Source organism: Exiguobacterium sp. AT1b (assembly GCF_000023045.1).
Lineage (GTDB): Bacteria > Bacillota > Bacilli > Exiguobacteriales > Exiguobacteriaceae > Exiguobacterium.
The window spans coordinates 1,360,031-1,382,032 of sequence record NC_012673.1; the positions used below are offsets into that span (position 1 = coordinate 1,360,031).

Consider the following 22,002-nt stretch of genomic DNA (forward strand, 5'->3'; position numbering starts at 1 on the left):
GTCATGGTCCTTCACTATATCATAGCGATGATGAAGAAGTCGCACCTGCTTCATCCCACGAGTCTTCGTCGACTGGTGGTAGATGTTTTTCTTCCAATTTCGAAACGACAACCGCACATGCCGCATCCCCCGTGATGTTGACAGATGTGTGAAGCATATCGAGAATACGGTCGACCCCGATAATGAGGGCGATTCCCTCTACCGGTAAGTTGACTGACTGAAGGACGAGCGCAAGCATGACAAGTCCGACTCCCGGTACACCCGCTGTACCGATCGAAGCGAGGACCGCCGTGATGACGACTGTCAACAACTCAGTCATCGTTAGATCAGCTGCAAACACTTGCGCGATGAAAATCGTCGCAACCCCTTGCATGATTGCCGTTCCGTCCATGTTGACCGTTGCTCCGAGTGGCTGTACGAACGACGAAATCGAACGCGGCACACCGAGTTTTTTCTGTGCGACTTCCATCGATACTGGAAGCGTCGCGTTTGACGAAGAGGTCGAGAACGCGAACGTCATCGCCTCATAGAAGTTCTTGAAGAAGAACACTGGGCTCATCTTCCCGATGAAGTAAACCGCTGCCCCGTAGACAATCGTTGCATGTAAGAATAACGTCAAGACAACGGCAATCATATACCATGCCATAGCGACAACCGCGTCGAGACCGATGCCTCCGATTGCCGAAGCAATCAATGCGAATGCGCCGTATGGAGCGAGCTTCATCACAAGATGAATCAAGTACATCATGATGCGATCGCCTTGTTTGACGAATTGACGCCACGTCTTCGCCTTGTCCCCGAGTGCAATCAGCGCAAACCCAATCAATGCCGCAAAGACGATGATTTGAAGCATGTTTCCTTCAGCGAGCGCCGTAATCGGATTCGTTGGAATCATATTGACGAATGTCTGTACGATATTAGACGATTCCTCGGTCGCTGTCGATTCAAATTCAAGACCTGTCGTTTGGAAGTCCCCACGCTCCCCTGGCTGTAAGACGGATGCAACACCCATCGCTAACATGATTGCGAGCGCTGTCGTCGCTAAGAAGAACAGAATCGACTTCGACCCGACTCGACCTAGTTCTTTCGGGTCCCCGAGACCCATGACGCCTAAAATAATTGAGAAGAAGACAATCGGTACGACTAACATTTTAATTAAATTCAAAAAAATCGTTCCGACCGGAGATAAAATATACGGATTCACAATCTCATAAACATTATCCGGCAAGCCCGCCAATCCGAGACCAACAACAACACCTAGCGCGAGACCGATTAAGATTTTTTTCGTTTCGCTCATCGTATCACCCTTTCTTTTTTTCACAATGTAGTCAGTATATCATAATACTGAATTTTCATACAATTACAACTGAATATCTCTTCAGTTACAAAATCTCTTGAAATTCCCAAAAACTTGAAACAAAAAAGATTGGAGACGAAAATTCGTCCAATCTTTTTACTCAGCGTCTAAACGCTCGAGCTCTGCATGAAGTTCAGTCGAGTTTGCCCAAATCTCAGGGCGATGTTCTTGTAAGAAGTTCGCTAAAACGTCGCGGGACGGAGCGTCCATCATGTCGATTAAAATCCGACCCTTTAACGATTTATCCATTTGATTAACGTGATACGGTAATAATTTATAACCCCGTCTCGCTTCCACGTCAACTAACATGTCACATGCCGCGACACCGCCATAATAAAAGCCTTCCGGTTTTCGACCGACCGTCACCCACACGATCCAATACGGTTTCCCGTTCGGTACCGCTTCCGGGTCCGTCAAAAACTTAATCCGTTTCTCGATGGCAGACTTGGCGTGCATCGCTCCCATATCGATTGTTGCAACGCCTTCTTCGACATCGATGATGACCGGAGACATGTTATTTAAACTAAGCGAACCGACACCAAAACCACCGTGTCCGTCCGTCGCATCGTCTGAAATAATATTAAAATTAATGTCTTTCATGTTCCACCCTCCCTCTCTACTGTACACAATGACATAGGATGGTGGCAATCCTGAGTCACACCCATTCGATTTGAAAGCGTCCCCCTGGACCGATCTGTTGGATTAATGAACGATCTTCTTCAATAATCCTTCCGATGACATTGACGCGCTCATCTGCCGGCAAATCCCGCTTCGTTATTTGCAGTTCCCCTGCATAACGACCGTAACGTTCATTGTCGATCGTGATACTGCCGAGCACTCGTTCTTCTGTATCTCGCGGTTGAATCAAATGGTCCCCAGGTCGTCCATACGCTCTCGATTCTACCGAACGGATGACGTCCCGGGCTGGGTCCATCCGATTCGTGTGACTGGTTATAAGCGAATCATCATGATTTCGTATAGTCGCTCGAAGAACGATGACGCCCTCGTCGTACTCCCGAAACTGTCGCATCGTCTGATTGGATATACAAGGATCCCCAATCAAGATTCGATCGACCGTCGCTTGTAAATCGATATAACACGCAAACGGAGATTGGTGGCGGTGCATCTCGAGTGTCGGTAATGTCTCATGAAGGGGGCCGCGTAACCGTTCATCTCCAGGGATGAATGCTTGTACCTTGATTCCTTTTGACCGGAGCCAAAGATTTTTTTCATCAAACCATGTACGGTCCAGCCCCGTTTCCGGACGAGGATAAAAATTATGCCACGCTTCTACGCGTTTTCGTTGTAATCCATACCGATGCATCTCTTCAAGCTCCGTTTCCGTGAGCGTACTCGCATTGAGGGCGACCTTCATATGTCGTGACAAATCTGCCACTTGTTTCGGTGTGACACCATAGTCAACACGTAACCCTGTGACGCCCCACTCCAACAGCGTATGCGCATCGTCCCAGGTCTTACCGAGTGCCTGTAGAGACGATGGGGCGATATCTGCCACGAGTTCCATCTTTAGACGCCTTGCCAACGTCCCTAACTGCTCGAGTCGTCCTGTATATAACGTCGAATCGTCTTCCGGAATATGGAGCGACGTGAAGATGCTTGTAAATCCGCTCTCTCGCATACGTTCGATCCAATCAATGGACGCAGACGTCAGTTCCTCACTTAAGTAAACCGAAATTCCTCTCATGTGAATCCACCTTTCCGAAAGTAGAGAAAAAGATGACTCGACTCGAGCCATCTTTGTTTGTCAAATTCCGTCCGCCATCTCTTCTTTGAAACCGAAGAAATAAGTGAACAGGAAGCCTGCCGTATATGAAATCAATAGTCCGGCAATGTACGTCAAATACATGCCATTATCAATCAATGGTGTGAGCGATAGACCGGAAACACCAACCCCGAGCGCCGCTGTCTTCATTGTCGCTTGGAAGGCACCACCGACCGCGGCCCCGAGACATGCCGTTAAGAATGGACGTCCGAGCGGAAGCGTGACCCCGTATAGGAGCGGCTCCCCGATTCCAAGGAAACCTACCGGAATGGCCCCTTTGATAATATTGCGAAGGCGTGGGTTGCGCGTCTTCACAAAGATGGCAAGCGCTGCACCGACTTGACCCGCCCCGGCCATCGCCAAGATTGGGAGAAGAGCCGTCGTTCCGACCGTGTTCAACAGTTCCAAATGGATTGGCGTCAAACCGTGATGCAATCCGACCATGACAAGCGGTAAGAAGAATCCGGCCAAGAGTGCCCCTGCGACAGGTCCCCCGAATTCAAGCGTCGCATTGATTCCTCGCATGATACCGTCTGACAATACGCCAGCTACCGGCATGATCGCATATAAAGCAGTAAATCCAACAATCAAGACTGTAAAGAGTGGTGTGAAAATAATATCAATAGATACCGGCATGAAGCGACGAATGTGCTTCTCGATATACGTCATGAGCCAACCGGCAAAAATAACACCGAATAATCCACCACGCCCGACGACGAGCGGCTCCCCATAAATGACGATGTCCGCAAGGAGCGGGTTGAACAGGATCCCCCCGGCAATCGCCCCGAGTACCGGCGTTCCTCCAAACTCTTTTGCCGTGTTCCAACCCACAAGGATGGCTAAGTACGCGAAGACCGTGCTACCGAGCACGAGTAGAATCTGCATCCACGTTTCCGTCCGGTCGACGCCGGCGTTGACGGCAAAGTTCGCTGCCCCGTTAATGATCCCCGATGCGACAAGTCCCGGAATGAGCGGAATGAAGATATTCCCGAGGCGGCGAAGGAATCGTTTGAACGGTGACTTTTGTTTTTCTTTCACCTTCTGGCGTTCAATCGCCGCACGCTCCTCTAACGTCAGGTTCGCATCAACTGACTCTTCCCCGATTGCGAGCCCTGTCTCATGACTCATATAATCCGCGACCCGATTCACAGTACCTGGACCGACGACGATTTGCAGCGTCTCATCATTGATGACACCCATGACCCCGTCGAACTTTTTCAATGCGTCAATCTCTGCCTTCGTCCCATCCTTCAGCGTCAGTCGAACACGTGTCATACAATGCGCGAGTTGACGGATGTTCTCTTTCCCCCCGACATGTGCGAGGATATCCCGTGCTAAAACCTCTTCTTTCTTCATCTCGATTTCCCCCTTATAGCGCCTCGCGTACGAATCCGTTCGCGCGCTCTAATCGTTTGACAGCCTCCTCATAAGAGACGTCCGCTAAAATCATGACGATCGCCGTTTTGACGTGCCCCTTGGATGAAGCAAAATAACGCGCGGCCATTTCCATGTCGACCCCTGTCGCTTCTGCAATCATCCGCTTGGCACGCACTTCTAGCTTTTCATTCGTCGGTTGCACATCAACCATCAAGTTTTGATACACTTTCCCTACTCCAATCATCGACGTCGTCGAAATCATGTTGAGGACAAGTTTCTGTGCTGTTCCCGCCTTCAATCTCGTTGAACCGGTCAGTACTTCCGGTCCCGTTTCCACTTCAATCGGGTAATCCGCATGTCGACTGATGACCGCATCGCGATTACATGAAATCGAAGCTGTTGTGGCACCGAGTTCCCGTGCATAATCGAGACCTCCGACCACATATGGTGTTCGACCGCTCGCTGCAATCCCCACGACCGTATCCTCTGCCGTCAAATGAAGCGCTTTCAAATCTGTGACTGCCAATTCCTTACTGTCTTCTGCTCCCTCAACGGCTTGAATGAGCGCGCGTTCGCCGCCGGCAATCAGTCCGATGACTTGATTAGGTGACACGCCAAACGTTGGCACACACTCCGCTGCGTCTAGAATTCCTAAACGTCCGCTCGTACCTGCACCGATATAAATCAAGCGACCGCCTTTACGAAAGGATGCGATGACTCGCTCCACGACTTGTGTGATGACCGGAAGTTGCTCTTGAATCACTTGAGGAACTTTATGATCCTCTGCATTCATAATCGTCAATCGTTCCTCAATCGACATCTCGTCCAGGTGCATCGTTTGTTCATTCCGTCTTTCTGTAGCCAATTTATCTAGCATCGCCACCATCCTTTCTTCTCTATGATTTCATCGTACTATATTGAAATTAAAAGTCAATTTATAATTTAATTTTTATGAAATTTAATTTCAAAGAGGATTCAAAGAAAAACTCACTCTGGACGAATGAGTCGTTTCTTCAAGACGTGCACACGTGTCCCTTTATTCGTGACCGAATCCTTTTCATACACGTATCCGTTCCGCTCCCAAAATCGGCGGGCTCTCTCATTGTGAGGAAGCACGCCTAACCGAAACTCCGTTTGATACGGGCGCATATATTGGTCTTCCAACTGTTCATACAGCGTCTGCGCCAGGCCTGTTCCATGGAGAGATTCCTCGACAACGAACAAACCAAGCCAAAGCGAGCCATCGATCGGATGTTTTTTCAAGAGGTCGGCGATTGCCACGATTTGCTCTTCTTCACGAAAAATCAGGCTAATGGTACCTTCTTCTTCAAAATCCGTCACGTTCTCGTCACGAAACATCTCGACTGTCTGTTCATTCAATCTTGCGAATGTGCGTTGATTCATCAAAAAGCGTTGCAATTCTTGACGATCTTCAGCCGTATAAGGTCGAATCATCGGCGTAGTTTCACCATCTCATCTCGAGCTTCTGCGTACCGATCAATCAAGCCTTCTCCCTTCCGGTGGAGGAGTCCCATATATAACGTATCGATAATCGTCAATTGTGTCATCCGTGAGGCGATACTGGCGATTCGGAAGTCACTCTCGACGTTCGGCGTACAGAGTCGAACGTCCGCTTCCCGGTAAAGCGGTGATTTGTCGAGGTTGGTGATGGCGATGACCGGAACACGTTTCTTTTTCGCAAATCGGACGAGCTCGAGCACATCTTTCGTTCGACCGGACGTGCTGATTGCGACGAATACATCAGACTTCCCTAAATGCGGAATCAGCGACAACATATAATGAAAATCGGGAGAGGTAGTGGCCGCATATCCCAGTTTCGTGAACTTATATTGCGCATCGATTGCCGCCGTCGAAGACCCACCGACCCCGTAAAAGATGACGCGGCTCGCACGAGCGAACAAGTCCACTGCATGTTCAAGTTCTCGTTTATCCATCGCTTCGGCGCACGCCTCGATTGCCGCCTTGTTCACATGGATGACTTTTTGGAACGAGTCATACGGCGTGTCTTTTTGCTGGAGGACGTTAAAGTCCGTCAGCGTCGTCTCCGTGACAGCCAAGTCTTTCACGAGCGCGAGCTTGAACGCTTTAAAACTATCAATCCCGACGACTCGTGCGAAACGAACGATACTCGCCTCGGACACATCCGTCTTTTGGGCAAGCTCTTTCGTCGTCATGTTTGGAATGAGCGTTGAATGGGACAAAATATAGTCGGCGATCTTCTTTTCGACCGCTGTCATATCCTCTTTCGCTAAATCAATTTTCGTAAGTAAGGATTCCATTTGGTCATCCCCTTCCTGCAACTGTTGTTCTTTTATGATAGCGGATTCCTTCCCCATATTCCAATCACCTAAAAAGATCGAGCGTACGCCCGATCTATAAGTTGTTCGTATTGAACGTGTCGCCTCCTTGAATCGATCCGTTCTCAAACCCTCTCTCGAACCACCGCATGCGTTGTTCCGACGTCCCATGCGTGAACGAGTCTGGCGTCACATATCCACGCGCCTGACGTTGCAGCGTGTCATCGCCAATCTGATGCGCGGCATTCATCGCTTCTTCCACGTCTCCCGCTTCAAGATACCCTAACCCTTGCGCGTGATGGGCCCATACGCCTGCATAGTAGTCCGCCTGCAACTCGAAGCGGACGAGATAGCGATTGAATTCGGTCTCGCTCATCTCGTTCCGAAGCGGCATGATTTCTTCTGTCGTCCCGAGAAGCGTTTGGACATGATGCCCGACCTCATGGGCGACAACATAAGCCATCGCGAAATCCCCTGGTGCATTGAAACGTTGACTCAATTCATCATAAAAACTCAAATCGATATATAGTTTTTGGTCGCCGGGACAATAGAAAGGACCCACAGCGGAGCCGGCAATACCACAAGCGGATTCAACCTGTCCGGAAAATAGGACGAGCGTAGGCTCTTCATAGGTCATCCCGTTTTCAGCGAAGATGTCTGTCCACACTTCTTCCGTATCCTTCAAGACGACCGCTACGAAGTCTGCCATCTCCTCTTCACGAGCCGTTCCCGTATACGTCCCCTCCGATTGAGGTTCCCCGATTCCGATGTTGTTGACGAGATCGGTCGGGCTTCCCCCATTCAATAATGTAAAGACGATGACGAGAATCAATCCGAGACCACCCCCGACCCCGGCAATCCCTTTTCCTCCGATGCTACGCCCACGTCGATCCTCGACGTTCCGGCTCTGTTGTCTTCCTTTCCACTTCATCCCGATTCCTCCTACATTCGCTCTGTCTTGTTTATTACCCCAAATTCGGTAAAAGTGAGCTCATGTTTCTCTGTAGATGAGAATTTTCTTTTCTAGAGGAAGGGGATTCTCTACAATGAAAGAGACTTCAGCAAAGGAGGAATGACCCATGCCTTATGTAACTGTAAAAATGCTCCCGGGCCGTACCGTGGAACAAAAACGCGCGTTAATCGAAAAGGTGACGGATGCCGTCTCCGAAACGACGAATGCGCCAAAAGAAAACATCACCGTCTTCATCGAAGAGATGGATGCGACACATTACGGACAAGCCGGTGTGATGCACGCAGATAAGAAGTAAGCGACGAACGGACTCCTGATATGGAGTCCGTTTTTTGTTCTAGTCTTCTCGGTTCACGTCGAACCGTTCACTCGGTACGGTCGGCTTAATCAAGTGACGTGTGGCTCGCCAGATGTGGTAGCCGATACGGTCGAGCCAGAGCAATACTTGTACTTTTTGTATCGTCTGGTCCATCTCCAATTGGTTCGCTGCCGTCTCTTCTAACATCTCCGAACGATGTGCTTTCCGATACTCCGCTAGTTGTTTTGAGGCCTGTTTCCACAGCTTCGAATCCTCTGGTGGCGTATGATGATTCAGTTGATTCACAAGGTCAAGCTCATGCAACACGAGTTCTCGTGCCGCTAAAAAGTCGGTGTCCCGAAGGGCGTGGACCGGTTCGACTTCTCGCAAGACATATAACCAGCGCTCCAGATGATCGATCGTATGCAAAAGGGATAGATGTTGCCCATAATCATTTTGCTTTCCTTCATCTTCAAGACGTATCGTGCTCAAAAAGACACGGACATCGCTCAACGTCTTGTCGACGAGCGTCAATTCATCTTCACGAAGACGTCCCTCACGGACGAGCAACTCGGTCTCGTTCCCTAAATAACGTTCGATTTCAAGTAAGGAACGTCGTGCCGCTTCAAGAGCAACGGTCGGGAGTTGTGACATGTTTTTATCGAGCAGACGTGTCAATTTTTCGGAGCGACTCGGAATCCACTTCAGTAATCGACGTGCGAATGTTTGATAAAATGGTAGGAATAAGATCACACCTAGTAGATGGAATGTCGTATGGAATAAGGCGAGACGTAATAAGTCGTTCCAGTTGAACCAATCGGCTACTCGATTGACGACCTCGAAGAGAACGGGGAACGTCAACCATCCGATGAGGACAATCGACACGTGGTAGATGGCATGCCCCAATACAATGCGTCGGGCTGACTTCCATCCTCCGATTGAACCGAGTGCCACGACGAGGCTCGTCCCCGCACTCTGACCGAGCACCAAATAAGCGGCTTGCGGGAGTGAAATCGCCGCCGTCGCGAGAGCCGTCATCGTTAACACGAGTCCAATCGTCGATGACTGAAGGACAGCGGTCATCATAAATCCGATTCCAATCAGAAGTGCCTGATGCAGAACGGTCATCTCACCGGCCGAGCCAAACGAGAACGTGACGACATCCCGCATCGCTTCTTGAAGTGTCCCAATCCCAACAAAAATCAAACCGATACTCACGAGCAACAGTCCCACACGGCGAAGGCGTGGACGAGAGAGACGAAACGCCATCCCGATTCCAATGAGCGGCAGAAACAACTGGCGCACGTCTAAGTTATAGCCGAGGATGGCAATGATCCATCCCGTCGTCGCACTTCCTACATTGGCTCCAATGACAAGAGGTAACGATTGCGTGAATGTCAGGAGCCCCGCGCTCACAAACCCAATCGTCATCAGTGTCGTCACCGAGGAAGATTGAAACAGGGTCGTCAGCATTGCGCCGAGAGTCGCCCCTGACAAAGAGCCGTCGGTGAATTGATTCAACCGATGACGCAATCGTGTTCCCGCCCATTTTTTGAGCGTATCTGTCAGTAACGTCATCCCGAGTAAAAAAATTCCGATTCCACCAATCAGTGTCGCAATCTCCATCGTGTCACGCCCCTTCGCGTGTTTAATCGTCCTTCAATGTCGATAAAATCCACGATTTTTCATTCGCATAATCTTTTAAATTCAATAACACATCTTCCGGATAATAAATTTTCTCGTCCGACTGCCTCGAGTTCAAAATGGATTGAACGAGCATCGAGACCTCTGAAATCTCTTTTCGCTCCCCGTCATTCATTTGTAGATAAATCCCCTCGTATTTGCCTTGCCCTTTATATAAATCGTATGGCAATTGACTCAATTGATCTTCAAGCAAATAGTATGTCGGTGGAAGCCCGATCGTCTCCATCGTCTGTCGCAAGCGCTCCATATAACGGACACGATTCGCTTCCGGGAAGTTCTTATATTTTAATAATCGGCGATTCACGAATCGGCTCGCCAAATCTGCCAAAATGGCATCGTCTTCTTCCATCCATTCTTGGAAATAGAAATAGACGACCGTCTCATCCAATTTCAAATATTGTTCGAGTGACATACCGGCGCGTTCAAAAATCGGCAAGAAGTGTTTCGGCGTCATGTTAAACTCATATCCACTCTCATAGAGTTCCTGTGCCCGCTCAAGAATCGCTTTCAAGAGAAGATCACTCGACCGTGTCGCCGGATGAAGGTACACTTGCCAATACATTTGATAGCGACGCATAATATAGTCTTCAATCGTATGCATCCCAGACTGCTTGACCACGACTTGGTCTTCATCTGGACGCAAGACGCGCAACATGCGTTCTAAATCAAACTTTCCATAACTGACACCCGCAAAGTGAGCGTCGCGTAACAAATAGTCCATCCGGTCGACATCAAGCTGTGAGCTGAGCATATTGACGATCAAGCGATTCGGATGCGTCTTATTGATGATCGAGGCCACTTCTTCCGCAAACCCGACCCCCATCTCAGATAAAACCCTATTTACTTCGGTTTCCCCTAAAATGATGCGCTCCGTCCATACTTCATGACGAACGGAAAAGACGTGTTCGAACGCGTGCGAGAATGGACCGTGTCCGACATCGTGCAAAAGCGCTGCTGCCAACAGTAATTCACGGTCGCGGTCGTCCCATTCTGGGTACTTTTGGAACTGATCGATTAACTGGCGTGCGATTTCATATACGCCGAGCGAGTGATGGAATCGCGTGTGCTCCGCGCCATGAAACGTCAAAAATGACGTTCCAAGTTGTTTGATGCGACGCAAACGCTGAAACTCTTTCGTATTGATCAGCTCCCAAATGAGGTGATCGTAAACATAAATATATCGATGTACCGGATCCTTGAATACTTTCGATCCGGATAGTTGTCCTCGAGACGAGTACATGACATGCCCTCCTACGTTTCGTTATGTTCTAGATTCGACTTCAAACGAATCGTTCCCTCCATGCTATAATGAGGAGGAAAATTTTTTGTGAAAAGGAATTAATGTATATGATCCATCCATTGTTACAACAACCGAGCTATCGCATCATCGATCAGTCGAGTCTTGGCACGATGTTTCAAGCGGAACAATCGTTCGCGACCGATGATACGTTATGTGCGTCAACGCAAGAACGAGGTGCCGTCTTGCGGGCATGGGTGCACACCGATACGATTGTACTCGGAATCCAGGATGCTCGGCTGCCTCATTTGAAAGAGGGAATTCGCTACCTGCATGAACAGGGATTCCGTCCCGTCGTCCGAAACTCAGGCGGATTAGCCGTCGTGCTAGACGATGACGTCCTCAACCTTTCTTTAATTTTACCAGAGAAGGACGGGATTCAAATCGACAGCGGCTATGAGGCTATGACCTCGCTCATCCAACACATGTTCCAAGACGTCACGAATGACATCGTCCCAGGTGAAGTCGTCGGCTCATACTGTCCTGGAAGTTTCGACTTGTCGATCGACGGCAAAAAGTTCGCTGGGATTTCGCAACGACGCGTCCGTGGCGGTGTCGCCGTTCAAATTTACTTGAGCGTAAGACAGAGCGGAAGCGCACGTGCTGAAATCATCCGTGACTTTTACGACCTTGCCATCCAAGGGGAAGAGACAAAGTTCACGTACCCAACCATTGTACCGGAAACGATGGCTTCACTTGAAGACTTGCTTGGGATCCCACTTACCGTACAAGACGTCCTCACTCGGGCCTACCGCGTTCTTTCCACTGTCAGTTTGCTCCAAAACGCGACATTAACGGCAGACGAGCAAACGATGTTTGCAAGTCAGCTCGAACGCATGTGGAAACGGAATGAGCCGTTACGCGACATTGAACAACAATTAACAGAGGAGTGATTCATCCAATGTTTAAACTGATCACAGACACCGGAGCCGATTTGACACACGATCAAATCATCGAATACGGTCTTGAGATTTTACCGCTCGGTGTCATCATCGACAACGAAGAATTTTTAGACGGCGAAACGATTCAACCGAAAGAAGTATACGATGCGATGCGTCAGGGTAAGACGCCAAAGACGTTCCAAATCGAGGCGTCACGAATCGAACACTGTTTCCGTCAGCATCTCGAGGCTGAAATCCCGTTCTTATATCTTGCTTTCTCCGGAGAACTCTCCGGTACATACCAAACCGCTGTAATGGTCGGCGAAATGTTGAAAGAGGAATACCCAGACAGTACATTCACGGTTCTCGATACACGGACCGCCTCTGTCGGACAGGCATTGTTCGTCAAAACGGTCGCAGCGTATAGCCAAGACCATACGTATGAAGAAACGGTCGAGTATGCCACTTCGCTCGTCGGCAAAGTCCGCCACTTGTTCACGGTCGAATCGCTCGAATATTTGATGCGGGGCGGACGTGTCTCGAAGGCGAGTGCTTTCATCGGAGACTTGTTGACGATTTTACCGTTATTGACGGTTGAGGACGGCAAGCTCGTCCCGATTGAAAAGGTACGCGGTCATAAAAAGGTCATGCGCCGGATGGTCGAATGGACAGTCGAATCGAAGTCGATCGTCGAGAACGGAGACCTCTTCATCGGTCATGGTGACGACCTAGAAAAAGCCGAACAGTTCGAGAAGATGGTCCGCGAACATCTCGAACCGGAGCACATCACGAAGACACTGGTCGGGTCTGCCATCGGTGCCCACACCGGTCCCGGTCTACTCGTCATCGCCTATTTCGAGGCATGAAAAAATGAGCTCTCCCGATTTTCGGGCGAGCTCATTTTCGTTTAGCGATTCCAGTTTTTAAATCCATCACCGAACTGCGCGTAATTTTCGTCTTGGAATACACCGTCCACAAATTTCGGTACATCTACCGGCAACTTCCCTTGTGGCTTCACTTCACCGAAGATGGCACGAATGCCTGCCGGTAAGTTCGGACCAGCCGACTTCAAGTTGCCCGCCTCCGAATCTGGACCGTTCGGATCGCCTTTGAATCCATAGATTAAGAGATGTGCGGGGGCATCCGGTTGAACGGCAATGTCGTATGGGTTGCGCAAACTGAGTAAAACCGATTGTTTCCCTGTCTCGTTTGCGTAACGGAACACCTCCGCCGGCACGTAATGATCAGCTGACGTCGGCTTCAGTTTGGCGCTGTTGTTCACGTTCGAACCGACGATGATATAGTCAGCCGCTTCGACTTGTTGCCGTAGTGCCGGATTTTGTTCTAGATGTGGGGTCGATGCTGAATAATTGGCCGTGATGACGTTCACGTCTTTCATATTCCCTGCATTCTTTTCTAGTGACTTGATCGTTTTCACCATGCTATCCGTTTGGTCTTTCGCTGGCGACAAGACGAGCACTGTGTCCCCTTTTTTCGGTTTAAATGGGAGTGTCTTCTTCTCGTTCTTCACGAGCGTGACAGCCGCTTCCGCGATTTCACGTTCCTTCGCTTTATGCTCCGCACTACCTACGACTGCGTTCGCTCCTGCGAGCTTTGTCTCGAGCGTCGTGGAGTCCATCGTTTCTCCCCAAATGCCACGCTCTGCTTTCAGTTTTAAAATACGTTCTACTGATTCATCGATGGTCGCCTCCGATAAACGTCCATCCTTCACTGCCGCAATGACTTCCTCAAAGATTGCCTCGAGTTTGATCACATCCGCCTCTGAGCGTAAAATCGTTGGCATGAGTGCGATGTCTACCCCTGCTTCAAACGTTTTGATGACCGCTTCTGCTTCCGTAAAGTTGTCTGCGATGGCTTGCATGTTGAGTGCGTCGGTCACCACGATTCCTTCATATCCGAGTTCCTCACGAAGCACTCCCGTGATGACATCGTCCGAAAGCGTCGCCGGGAGCGGGAACGTGCCGCGTTCCGATTCGACGACCTCGTCCTCGATTTGTGGCATCCCGATATGCGCCGTCATGATCATGTCAATCCCTTCCGTGATGGCGCGTTTGAACGGTAACAACTCGAGTCCGCGTAACTCGTCGAGTGATTTATCGACAATCGGCAACCCGTAGTGCGAGTCGACGGCCGTATCCCCATGACCTGGGAAATGTTTCGCCGTTGCGGCAACACCTTGATCTTGAATCCCTTGTGTCATCGCGGAACCAAGTTCACCGACTAGTTCAGGATCGCTCGAAAACGAACGGACGCCGATGACCGGATTCCCTGGATTGTTGTTGACGTCTAACACTGGTCCGAAGTTCACGTTTACCCCGAGTGCGTGCAATTCAGAACCGATGATTTCCCCTGCATCATAGGCATATTGACGGTTACGTGTGGCCCCGAGCGCCATATTCCCCGGTAGATTCGTTCCCGTCCCAAGGCGTGTCACAATCCCACCCTCTTGGTCGATCGTGACAAATAACGGGATATCATTGCTGGCATCTTGTTTCACGACTTCTTGCAAATCATGAACGAGTTTCGTCGTCTGTTCCGTCTCCTTCACGTTCTCCGCAAACAATATCACTCCACCGAGATCGAAACGATCGATGACACGCGCCACTTCCGGTGCAAGAGATGTATGGTTCGCCCCGTTCCATAATCGGAAGTCCGGCATGATCATCTGCCCGATTTTTTGTTCGAGCGTCATCGACTCTAGCTTCGTGTTGACGCGCTGGTCAATCGACATCGTCGGCGTCCCTTCCGCCACGACCGCGTCTGCTGCTGGAACCGACGAGACGAGCAATGCCGTCGTCAATCCGAGTGTTGCCGTCCAATTCAGTGCCTTGTTCATGTTCCCACTCCCCTTAGTCAAATTTGGCTGACCCCCAAACGAAAAGGCATGGAGGAAGAAGCGTTGCCTCATCAACGCTCGTTCACCCCATGCCTGATCGCATCAGTTACATTTGGTCCTTATTCAGGTGGTCAACAACAGTATAGCAACTCCACTTTTTAGAAACAATTGTTCAAGTGAAAGCGTAACCATTTTGAAACAATGTTTCTGTTTTGATACACAGTGAACTGTATTGGCAAAACCAATAATTTCTGTGGTTCGTTTTTGATTCGTTTTTTGGTAAACTCAATTCGATACAGGTTAACTTTCAAAAAGGGGGAAATTATTGTGGCAAGAGGGGAACTGAAACGTAAGCCGGAATGGTTAAAGATTAAATTAAACACGAATGATACGTATACCGGCCTAAAGAAAATGATGCGCGAGAAAAATTTACATACGGTATGTGAGGAAGCGAAATGTCCGAACATTCATGAATGTTGGGCGGTACGTCGGACCGCGACCTTCATGATTCTTGGAAGTATCTGTACACGTGCTTGCCGTTTTTGTGCCGTCACGACTGGGAAACCGAACGAGCTCGATTGGGAAGAGCCAAAGCGTGTCGCCGAATCGGTTCGACTTATGAACTTGAAACACGTCGTCATCACGGCTGTCGCGCGTGACGACTTGAACGATTACGGGGCTACTGTCTTCGCAGAAACGGTTCGCGCGGTTCGCGCCATGAACCCGGAGACATCGATTGAGGTGCTCCCGTCAGACATGATGGGTGACTTCTCTGCCTTGCAGACGTTGATCGATGCGGGTCCTGACATCATGAACCATAACTTAGAGACAGTCCGTCGCCTCACACCGAGAGTCCGTGCGAAAGCAACATATGACCGCACGCTCGAGTTCTTGAAGCGTTCGAAAGAATTGAACCCGGATATCCCGACGAAGTCATCGATCATGGTTGGGCTTGGGGAGACGAAAGAGGAATTGATTGAAGCGATGGATGACCTCCGCGCGCACAACGTCGACATCTTAACGCTCGGTCAATACTTGCAGCCGACGAAGAAACACCTTGAGGTGGAACGTTACTACCATCCAGACGAGTTCGCCGAGTTGAAAGAGATCGCTCTATCAAAAGGATTCTCACATTGTGAGGCTGGTCCACTCGTCCGTTCGTCATACCATGCGGATGAGCAAGTACACAAGGCGCGTCGCCACACGATGTTGCCAATCGACTAACAGAAAGAAGAGAGATTATGACTGGTACGACGTGGCATTTACTTAGAACTGAATCGACTTCCCCGGCCGAAAATATGGCGATTGATGAAGCCATCGCCAATTGGGTCGCGAAGGGAGAGCTCAAACCGACGCTTCGTTTTTATTCATGGGCACCTCATGCAATCAGCGTCGGACGTTTCCAGCGAGCGACGCGTGACTTGGACCGGGACGCCCTCGAAGCGAACAATATTCCGGTCGTTCGTCGCTTGACCGGGGGACGTGCCGTGTTGCATGCGGATGAGTTGACATATAGCGTCATCTTGCCCGAATCGACCCCTGCCCTCCCGACGAATATCATCGAGAGCTATCGCCTACTCACGGAAGGCGTTCGTCGCGGATATCGCGAACTCGGCGTCCCCGCCGAATTTTCGGTGCCATTGACGGAAGAGGACCGCGAAGCGCTCCGCAAACCAAAATCGGCCGTCTGCTTCGACGCCGCATCGTACTATGAGCTTGCTGTCGACGGGAAGAAGATCGCGGGTAGTGCACAAGTGCGCCATCAAGGGGCCGTGCTTCAACACGGTTCGATTCCCCTCTCTGTCGACGATGAGGTGTTGTTCGACTGTTTCGCGATGGATGAGACGGAGAAACAAGAAGCAAAAACCCGCTTCAGCGAAAAAGCCGTCGCCTTGAACGACACGCTAAAGCGTTTCGTCTCCTTTGACGAAGTAGCGGCCGCATTCGAGACCGGCTTCAAGGACGCGTTCTCGTTAACGTTCGAACCGCTTGTCTTCACGAAAGAACAGCAAGCTGAAATCGATTTGCTCGTCAAGAAGTATGAGAGTGATGAATGGGTCTGGAAACGCTAAAAAGATTGTCCCTTTTGACCAGGGACAATCTTTTTTTAAGCTGCGTTCGTTCGGCGCAAGAGATGGCGCACTTCTCGGAACGTGACGAATGTTTTGTTGTTCGCATCATACAATTTGTAACGTAACGATTTCAAACTTGAAAATAGTCCGATTGTCGTTGCCCGTTGTAACGGCGGTGTCGACGTATGTGCTTTCTCTAGATGATAGTTCGGCACGCGTGGACTCAAATGGTGCACGTGGTGGAATCCGATATTCCCCGTCACCCATTGAAGCACTTTCGGCAACTCATAATACGAGCTTCCTTCAATGGCCGCCTTCACATAATCCCACTCCTGCTCATCCTCGAAGTATGAATCTTCAAACGTATGCTGGACATAGAACAACCAGATTCCAAGCACACCGGCGATGAACATCGTCGTGCCTTGAACGATCAAGAACGCTTGCCAACCAATCAGATAGATGAGCGCGCTATATAGGACGACGAGAGAGATATTGATGAGATACGTGTTGTGTCGCTCTTTTTTCCGGGCGTCCTTTCGATTGAAACGACTCGTGACGAGAATGAGCCAGAGCGGTCCGAGACCGAACATGACGAGCGGATGACGATACAGGCGATACTTTAGACGAGTCCATTTTGACGCTTCTATGTACTCCTCAATCGTCATGACCCAGATGTCGCCGACACCCCGTTTATCCAAATTCCCACTCGATGCATGATGAATCGCATGCTCTCGTTTCCACTTCTCGTATGGAAATAACGTCAAGACCCCTGTAATGGTTCCGACAATCGCGTTCGCCTTCTTATTTTTAAAGAATGAACCGTGTGTGCAGTCATGGAAGATGATGAACATCCGCACGACAAATCCTGCTGCAATCAACGTGAACGGCAATGTCAGGAAAATCGAGACACTCAGTAGTTGGTACGCTAAAAACCACGATACGAGAAACGGTAAAATCGTATTGATCATCTGCCGTACACTGATCCGAATATCGGACTTTTCAAACGGCGAGACGTGCTTTCTTAATTGGGCAATCTTTTCTTTACTCATAACAACCTCCTTGAATTCAACAGCGTCACAACGCAAAAATATAGATAAAACCAACAACCAACGTTGTTCAATGTGAATTCATGGATCGGAAGCATTCCCTATCAAGAATTAACACTAGGTCATTATATCACGTATAAAACTTATGTGGTGAAAATTCAGAAAAAAGACTTGTCTCTTGTTGCTAGAGACAAGTCTACCTGAGTTCATTGTTGCGTATAGATGGAAACCGAGCCGCCATTGACGAAGAACTCGCCCCAACCGTCCGCATTGATCGTCACGAGACGACCATTGTTGCCGGTCATGTCTTTCCATACTTCTCCCGCGTTCTGCTTCCCGACATACATCCATTTCGACCCGCCTGGTCCGTCCGACAAAATCGTCGCAAGACCTGACTTCGTACGGTCCGTCACCCCTTCACGAGTCCACCCGATGACGTCTTGGTGATTGATGTAGTCATGTTGTGTACCGTAGGCGAAATCTTTACGCGCTTTCAAAATCGGCTGAAGCGACGCTGACATATTCGGGATTTCACGGTTCGTCGTCCCTTTCGTTCCATAATAATCTCCGTAGAAGAGTGCTGGATATCCTTGACCGCGTGTCATGATGGTCGCATAGGCGAGCGGTTTGAACCAATTCGCGACCGTTGATTCCAGTGACTGCCCTGGTTGTGAGTCATGGTTGTCGACAATGGTGACAGCGAGTGTAGGATGCTGCTCGACGACCGTGCCTTTTAGGATGTTCCGCATGTCATAGTAACCGCCGCCGTTCCCTGCCGCTTGGAAATTGTAATGGAGTGGTACATCGAATACGGAATGAGTGTAGCCCGTCTTCGCCAAGTAATCATTGATGGCCCCTAAGTCATTCTTCCAATACTCCGCAACAGTGAACATCTCTTTCCCGGTTGCCTGACGGACACTCGTCACCCATTCCTTTAAGTATGAATGATTGATATGCTTCACCGCATCAAGTCGGAAGCCGTCCAATCCGAGTGAATCTGCGTACCATTTCCCCCAGTTTTTCATCTCCTGACGTACTTCCGGATGCTCAAAATCGACATCGGCGTACATCAAGTAGTCATAATTTCCGTTCTCCCCGGACACTTCACTGTCCCATGCTTTACCCGTGCTCTTGAATTTGTAGATACGGCTCAAACTCCGTGACTGATCCCAGTCAGTCCCGTCAAAGTGATACCAACGCCACTTGAACGGCGAGTATGTATTGTTGCGGCCCGCAAAGTTGAATCCCGTCCAGGCGGAAATGGCATATTCCCCAGACGTCTCTTGATTTCGGTTAGAAGGATTGACCTCGACCGCTTGAACGGACTCGGTATAATCCGCTCCGCCCTTATGGTTCATGACGACATCCCCATATACGCCAATCCCTTTCCCGCGTAAGTTCGAGATTGCCGACTGTAGCTGCGCTTTCGTTCCATACTTCGTCCGAGTCGTCCCTTTTTGATTGAACTCTCCTAAATCATACAAATCATACGCCCCGTATCCGACATCATTTTGAGACGTCCCTTTATACGCTGGCGGAATCCAAACCGTGGAGATCCCGATGTCTTTCAAATGCTGCGAATCATTCGAGAGTCGGTTCCAGTGTTGCCCATCGTTTGGAACGTACCATTCAAAATATTGCATCATCGTACCGTTCTGTGGGGTCGCTGCCTGTGCGACCGGTTGCCCTGAAAGCAGTGCAATCGATGTCACTCCGGCCAGGACGGCAATCCCTTGTCGTTTCTTCAACATCCTTCATTCCTCCTCAAATAATTAATGAAAGCGCTTGCATTAATTATTGTGAAGGATTTTGATTTTGTTGCATAGACCGATGTCCAAAAACAGTTCTCACTCCCTAACTATTTTCCGTTCGAATAGTTCAGTCGAACGAAACAAAGACGGATGGCTTGTGCCATCCGCCTAGTCATCCTTCCCGACTAATTCGTTTTCGTTTGAAACGGTAGCCGATGTACGGAAGTCCCGTAAACACGAGACCAATCGTCACGAGTAGTTGAACCCCAATCAATATCGTCTCGACGACGATTGGCCAATCAAACTGAAACAACGAAAAGAGGGCGATCCATAAAATACCCAGGATGAGCGCAGCCCTTCCCATCTGACGCTCCATGTCATGATATTTCTCCTCTGTTGTTTCGACATCCGAGTAAATCGGCTTGGCATCTCGATTTCCTTTGAAAATATGAATCTCATCCCCGGTCGATGTGACATGTTGCCACCCGCTCGACGCAAACAGGTCAAAGTAGTCTTCGTCCGGACGAGTACGATAGTCCAAACTATACTGAACGTCTTCTGGTTCCCCTTCAACGAGCGTGTAACCTAGCGGAGCAAACTTCTTCAAATGCCAACCCTTCGCCGCCATTCGTTCTAGTTTTCGCATCTCACGCTCTTCGGCAAACGCCAATCCCCAGCTCGACATATACTTTTGTCTCATCGTGATCCCTCCATATCCAAAATGGCACAGGCATCTTCGACCATCGCCTGTCGTCTCTTCACATCATCCGTTAAAATCGAGCGACCTTTATTCGTGATTCGATAGTTCTTTTTCTTTCCATCCCCGTCCATCGGTTCGATCAGTTCAGCGTTCAACAACTTTTTGATGATCGTATACATCGACGCAGGACCAATCTGCATTCGCCCTCGCGTGGTCTCTTCGACAAATTGCATGACCAAATAGCCATGACGCGGTGTCGTGAGCGCCAACAAGATATAAAACATGCTATCCGTCAGTTCCCCTAACTCTAATGAGTCCGTTCGTGGCATCTCTCTACCTCCTATATCATTGAATGATACATTTCTTACATTGAGTATATATCGTTAAATGATATATGTCAATAAATGATATAAAAAGCCGCGAACCACTAAGTTCGCGACTTCTCTGTGAATTCATTTAGCTTGTGACGTAATCCAGGTCGTGCAAAATATAGGCGAGGAAGAAAATCATGCTTGGATTCTCATAACGCATCTGGACTTTACGAAGTTGCTCGCGATACGTGACCTCATACTCGGCCCCGTTCATCTTCCGCTCCATGTTCATCTTGATGAGCGCATCGAGCTTGTCCATCATGTCGACGAGCATTCCCTCATACGTATCGTCTTTCGAGTCGGCCATATATCGACGGAACGCCGGTTGCATATATTTCGGCAACAATCCGAGAAGACGTTCACTCTCTGCCCGCTCGTATGCCTCGAATGCAGCCCCTGTCTCTTGCGTCGAATGTTTGACCGGACCGAGTACGTCTCCGGTCACCCCTTCAACTAAATCGTGACAGAGAAGACGAGCCACGAGTTCGGCGACATCGACATCGACGTCGTACTTCTCACGCTCTAAGAGCCCACTGAACGTACCGAGCGCGGCAGCCCGGAAACCATGAATCGCATCGTTGTCGTCAATCGTGTTAAAGCGACCTTTCCAGCGACGGACACTATCCATCCGCATGACGTTCTCGATGAATCGCAACACATCCGTTTCTGCCTCGACCTGGTCGAACAGCCAGCGGACCGAATCAATCGGATGATGTCGGAGTGCGGCTTTCATCTCTTCTAGCTTGTCATCAAAGTGCGGAGAGCCGTGCGCGACTTCTCGTCGCACGAACAACATCGCATCGAACGAATCAATCCCGTCCACGATTCGACCTTCGAACGAATCATCTTCCGCTTCCACCACGAAACGATGAAAGTGAGGACGTAATGATTGCGACAGCAGCTCGACAAGACCGAGACTCGCTGTTCGTTCCATACGCTCGATGTGACCGATCAAGGTCGGTTCTTTTTTCGTCCGGTGCATGATCGGGCCCGTCTGGACTTCATTCATGTCGTGGAAAATGGCTTTCCCGAGTAAATCAAGCAAATCGACTTCACGTCCGTTCTCTTTTTCCACATAAGCCGCGATCAAGCTAAAGACCGCGACACGAAAGCTATGACTCGCTGCGTTATCATGATAATGGGGGGCATATTCATCCCACCGTTGCACGTTTTGCATGCGTGTCATCTTTCGGATAAACGTTCCGTTATGCATGGTTTCA

21 protein-coding genes are annotated in these 22,002 nt (G+C 49.5%); 5 read left to right on the forward strand and 16 right to left on the reverse strand.

The features are described 5' to 3' along the window. Positions 1–19 precede the first annotated feature (19 nt). The 8 genes from EAT1B_RS06900 to EAT1B_RS06935 form a co-directional block, all read right to left on the reverse strand. Complete coding sequence (locus tag EAT1B_RS06900; RefSeq protein ID WP_012727435.1) at positions 20–1,297, reverse strand: dicarboxylate/amino acid:cation symporter; 1,278 nt, start codon at positions 1,295–1,297, stop codon at positions 20–22. Positions 1,298–1,453: 156 nt separating this feature from the next. Continuing rightward, positions 1,454–1,957: a YwhD family protein gene (locus EAT1B_RS06905; RefSeq protein WP_012727436.1), complete on the reverse strand. Its 504-nt coding sequence runs from the start codon at positions 1,955–1,957 to the stop codon at positions 1,454–1,456. A gap of 55 nt (positions 1,958–2,012) precedes the next feature. Then, positions 2,013–3,062 carry a DUF871 domain-containing protein gene (locus EAT1B_RS06910; protein ID WP_012727437.1) on the reverse strand — a complete coding sequence of 350 codons (1,050 nt, stop codon included), beginning with the start codon at positions 3,060–3,062 and terminating at the stop codon, positions 2,013–2,015. Between the two features lie 60 nt (positions 3,063–3,122). Then, the gene (locus EAT1B_RS06915; protein ID WP_012727438.1) at positions 3,123–4,496 is read right to left on the reverse strand and encodes a PTS transporter subunit EIIC; all 1,374 of its coding nucleotides are present in this window, start codon (positions 4,494–4,496) and stop codon (positions 3,123–3,125) included. 13 nt (positions 4,497–4,509) lie between these two features. Continuing rightward, positions 4,510–5,403 (reverse strand): N-acetylmuramic acid 6-phosphate etherase, encoded by an 894-nt coding sequence (gene murQ, locus EAT1B_RS06920; protein WP_041917951.1) that lies wholly within the window; start codon positions 5,401–5,403, stop codon positions 4,510–4,512. 101 nt (positions 5,404–5,504) lie between these two features. Further along, entirely contained in the window at positions 5,505–5,972 is a 468-nt protein-coding gene (locus EAT1B_RS06925; RefSeq protein WP_012727440.1) for a GNAT family N-acetyltransferase, read from the reverse strand. Beyond that, entirely contained in the window at positions 5,969–6,817 is an 849-nt protein-coding gene (locus EAT1B_RS06930; RefSeq protein WP_041918103.1) for a MurR/RpiR family transcriptional regulator, read from the reverse strand. The genes EAT1B_RS06925 and EAT1B_RS06930 overlap by 4 nt, the downstream gene beginning before the upstream one ends. 94 nt (positions 6,818–6,911) lie before the next feature. Next, the gene (locus EAT1B_RS06935) at positions 6,912–7,766 is read right to left on the reverse strand and encodes a neutral zinc metallopeptidase (RefSeq protein WP_012727442.1); all 855 of its coding nucleotides are present in this window, start codon (positions 7,764–7,766) and stop codon (positions 6,912–6,914) included. A 148-nt stretch (positions 7,767–7,914) separates the two neighbouring features. On the opposite strand from EAT1B_RS06935, the gene EAT1B_RS06940 reads away from it, so the two are divergent. Then, positions 7,915–8,103 carry a 2-hydroxymuconate tautomerase gene (locus tag EAT1B_RS06940; RefSeq protein WP_012727443.1) on the forward strand — a complete coding sequence of 63 codons (189 nt, stop codon included), beginning with the start codon at positions 7,915–7,917 and terminating at the stop codon, positions 8,101–8,103. 39 nt (positions 8,104–8,142) lie between these two features. On the opposite strand, the gene EAT1B_RS06945 is transcribed toward EAT1B_RS06940, so the two are convergent. Both EAT1B_RS06945 and EAT1B_RS06950 read right to left on the reverse strand, forming a co-directional pair. Then, complete coding sequence (locus tag EAT1B_RS06945; RefSeq protein ID WP_012727444.1) at positions 8,143–9,729, reverse strand: Na/Pi cotransporter family protein; 1,587 nt, start codon at positions 9,727–9,729, stop codon at positions 8,143–8,145. A 22-nt stretch (positions 9,730–9,751) separates the two neighbouring features. Next, entirely contained in the window at positions 9,752–11,047 is a 1,296-nt protein-coding gene (locus EAT1B_RS06950) for an HD domain-containing protein (protein ID WP_012727445.1), read from the reverse strand. 107 nt (positions 11,048–11,154) lie between these two features. Between EAT1B_RS06950 and EAT1B_RS06955 the strand changes: the two genes are divergently transcribed. Together EAT1B_RS06955 and EAT1B_RS06960 are read left to right on the forward strand one after the other, a co-directional pair. Beyond that, positions 11,155–11,997 (forward strand): biotin/lipoate A/B protein ligase family protein, encoded by an 843-nt coding sequence (locus EAT1B_RS06955; protein WP_012727446.1) that lies wholly within the window; start codon positions 11,155–11,157, stop codon positions 11,995–11,997. Positions 11,998–12,005: 8 nt separating this feature from the next. Then, the gene (locus EAT1B_RS06960) at positions 12,006–12,851 is read left to right on the forward strand and encodes a DegV family protein (RefSeq protein WP_012727447.1); all 846 of its coding nucleotides are present in this window, start codon (positions 12,006–12,008) and stop codon (positions 12,849–12,851) included. 41 nt (positions 12,852–12,892) lie between these two features. Here the strand turns inward: EAT1B_RS06960 and EAT1B_RS06965 are convergent, their stop codons facing one another. After that, entirely contained in the window at positions 12,893–14,842 is a 1,950-nt protein-coding gene (locus tag EAT1B_RS06965) for a glycoside hydrolase family 3 protein (RefSeq protein WP_012727448.1), read from the reverse strand. A gap of 288 nt (positions 14,843–15,130) precedes the next feature. Here EAT1B_RS06965 and lipA point away from each other — a divergent pair, with 288 nt between their 5' ends. Both lipA and EAT1B_RS06975 read left to right on the forward strand, forming a co-directional pair. Next, positions 15,131–16,066, forward strand: coding sequence for a lipoyl synthase (lipA, locus tag EAT1B_RS06970; protein ID WP_324292278.1), 936 nt, complete (start codon positions 15,131–15,133; stop codon positions 16,064–16,066). 17 nt (positions 16,067–16,083) lie between these two features. After that, positions 16,084–16,914, forward strand: coding sequence for a lipoate--protein ligase family protein (locus EAT1B_RS06975; protein WP_012727450.1), 831 nt, complete (start codon positions 16,084–16,086; stop codon positions 16,912–16,914). A 35-nt stretch (positions 16,915–16,949) separates the two neighbouring features. Here the strand turns inward: EAT1B_RS06975 and EAT1B_RS06980 are convergent, their stop codons facing one another. From EAT1B_RS06980 to EAT1B_RS07000, 5 genes are all read right to left on the reverse strand, one after another. Continuing rightward, positions 16,950–17,963, reverse strand: a complete 1,014-nt coding sequence (locus EAT1B_RS06980; RefSeq protein ID WP_012727451.1) for a fatty acid desaturase — start codon at positions 17,961–17,963, stop codon at positions 16,950–16,952. Between the two features lie 203 nt (positions 17,964–18,166). After that, positions 18,167–19,708 carry an alpha-amylase gene (amyS, locus tag EAT1B_RS06985; RefSeq protein ID WP_369792430.1) on the reverse strand — a complete coding sequence of 514 codons (1,542 nt, stop codon included), beginning with the start codon at positions 19,706–19,708 and terminating at the stop codon, positions 18,167–18,169. Between the two features lie 175 nt (positions 19,709–19,883). Continuing rightward, positions 19,884–20,411 carry a DUF2812 domain-containing protein gene (locus EAT1B_RS06990; protein ID WP_012727453.1) on the reverse strand — a complete coding sequence of 176 codons (528 nt, stop codon included), beginning with the start codon at positions 20,409–20,411 and terminating at the stop codon, positions 19,884–19,886. Then, entirely contained in the window at positions 20,408–20,740 is a 333-nt protein-coding gene (locus EAT1B_RS06995) for a PadR family transcriptional regulator (protein WP_012727454.1), read from the reverse strand. The genes EAT1B_RS06990 and EAT1B_RS06995 overlap by 4 nt, the downstream gene beginning before the upstream one ends. Positions 20,741–20,867: 127 nt before the next feature. Next, the gene (locus tag EAT1B_RS07000; protein WP_012727455.1) at positions 20,868–21,995 is read right to left on the reverse strand and encodes a YfbR-like 5'-deoxynucleotidase; all 1,128 of its coding nucleotides are present in this window, start codon (positions 21,993–21,995) and stop codon (positions 20,868–20,870) included. Positions 21,996–22,002: the final 7 nt, after the last annotated feature.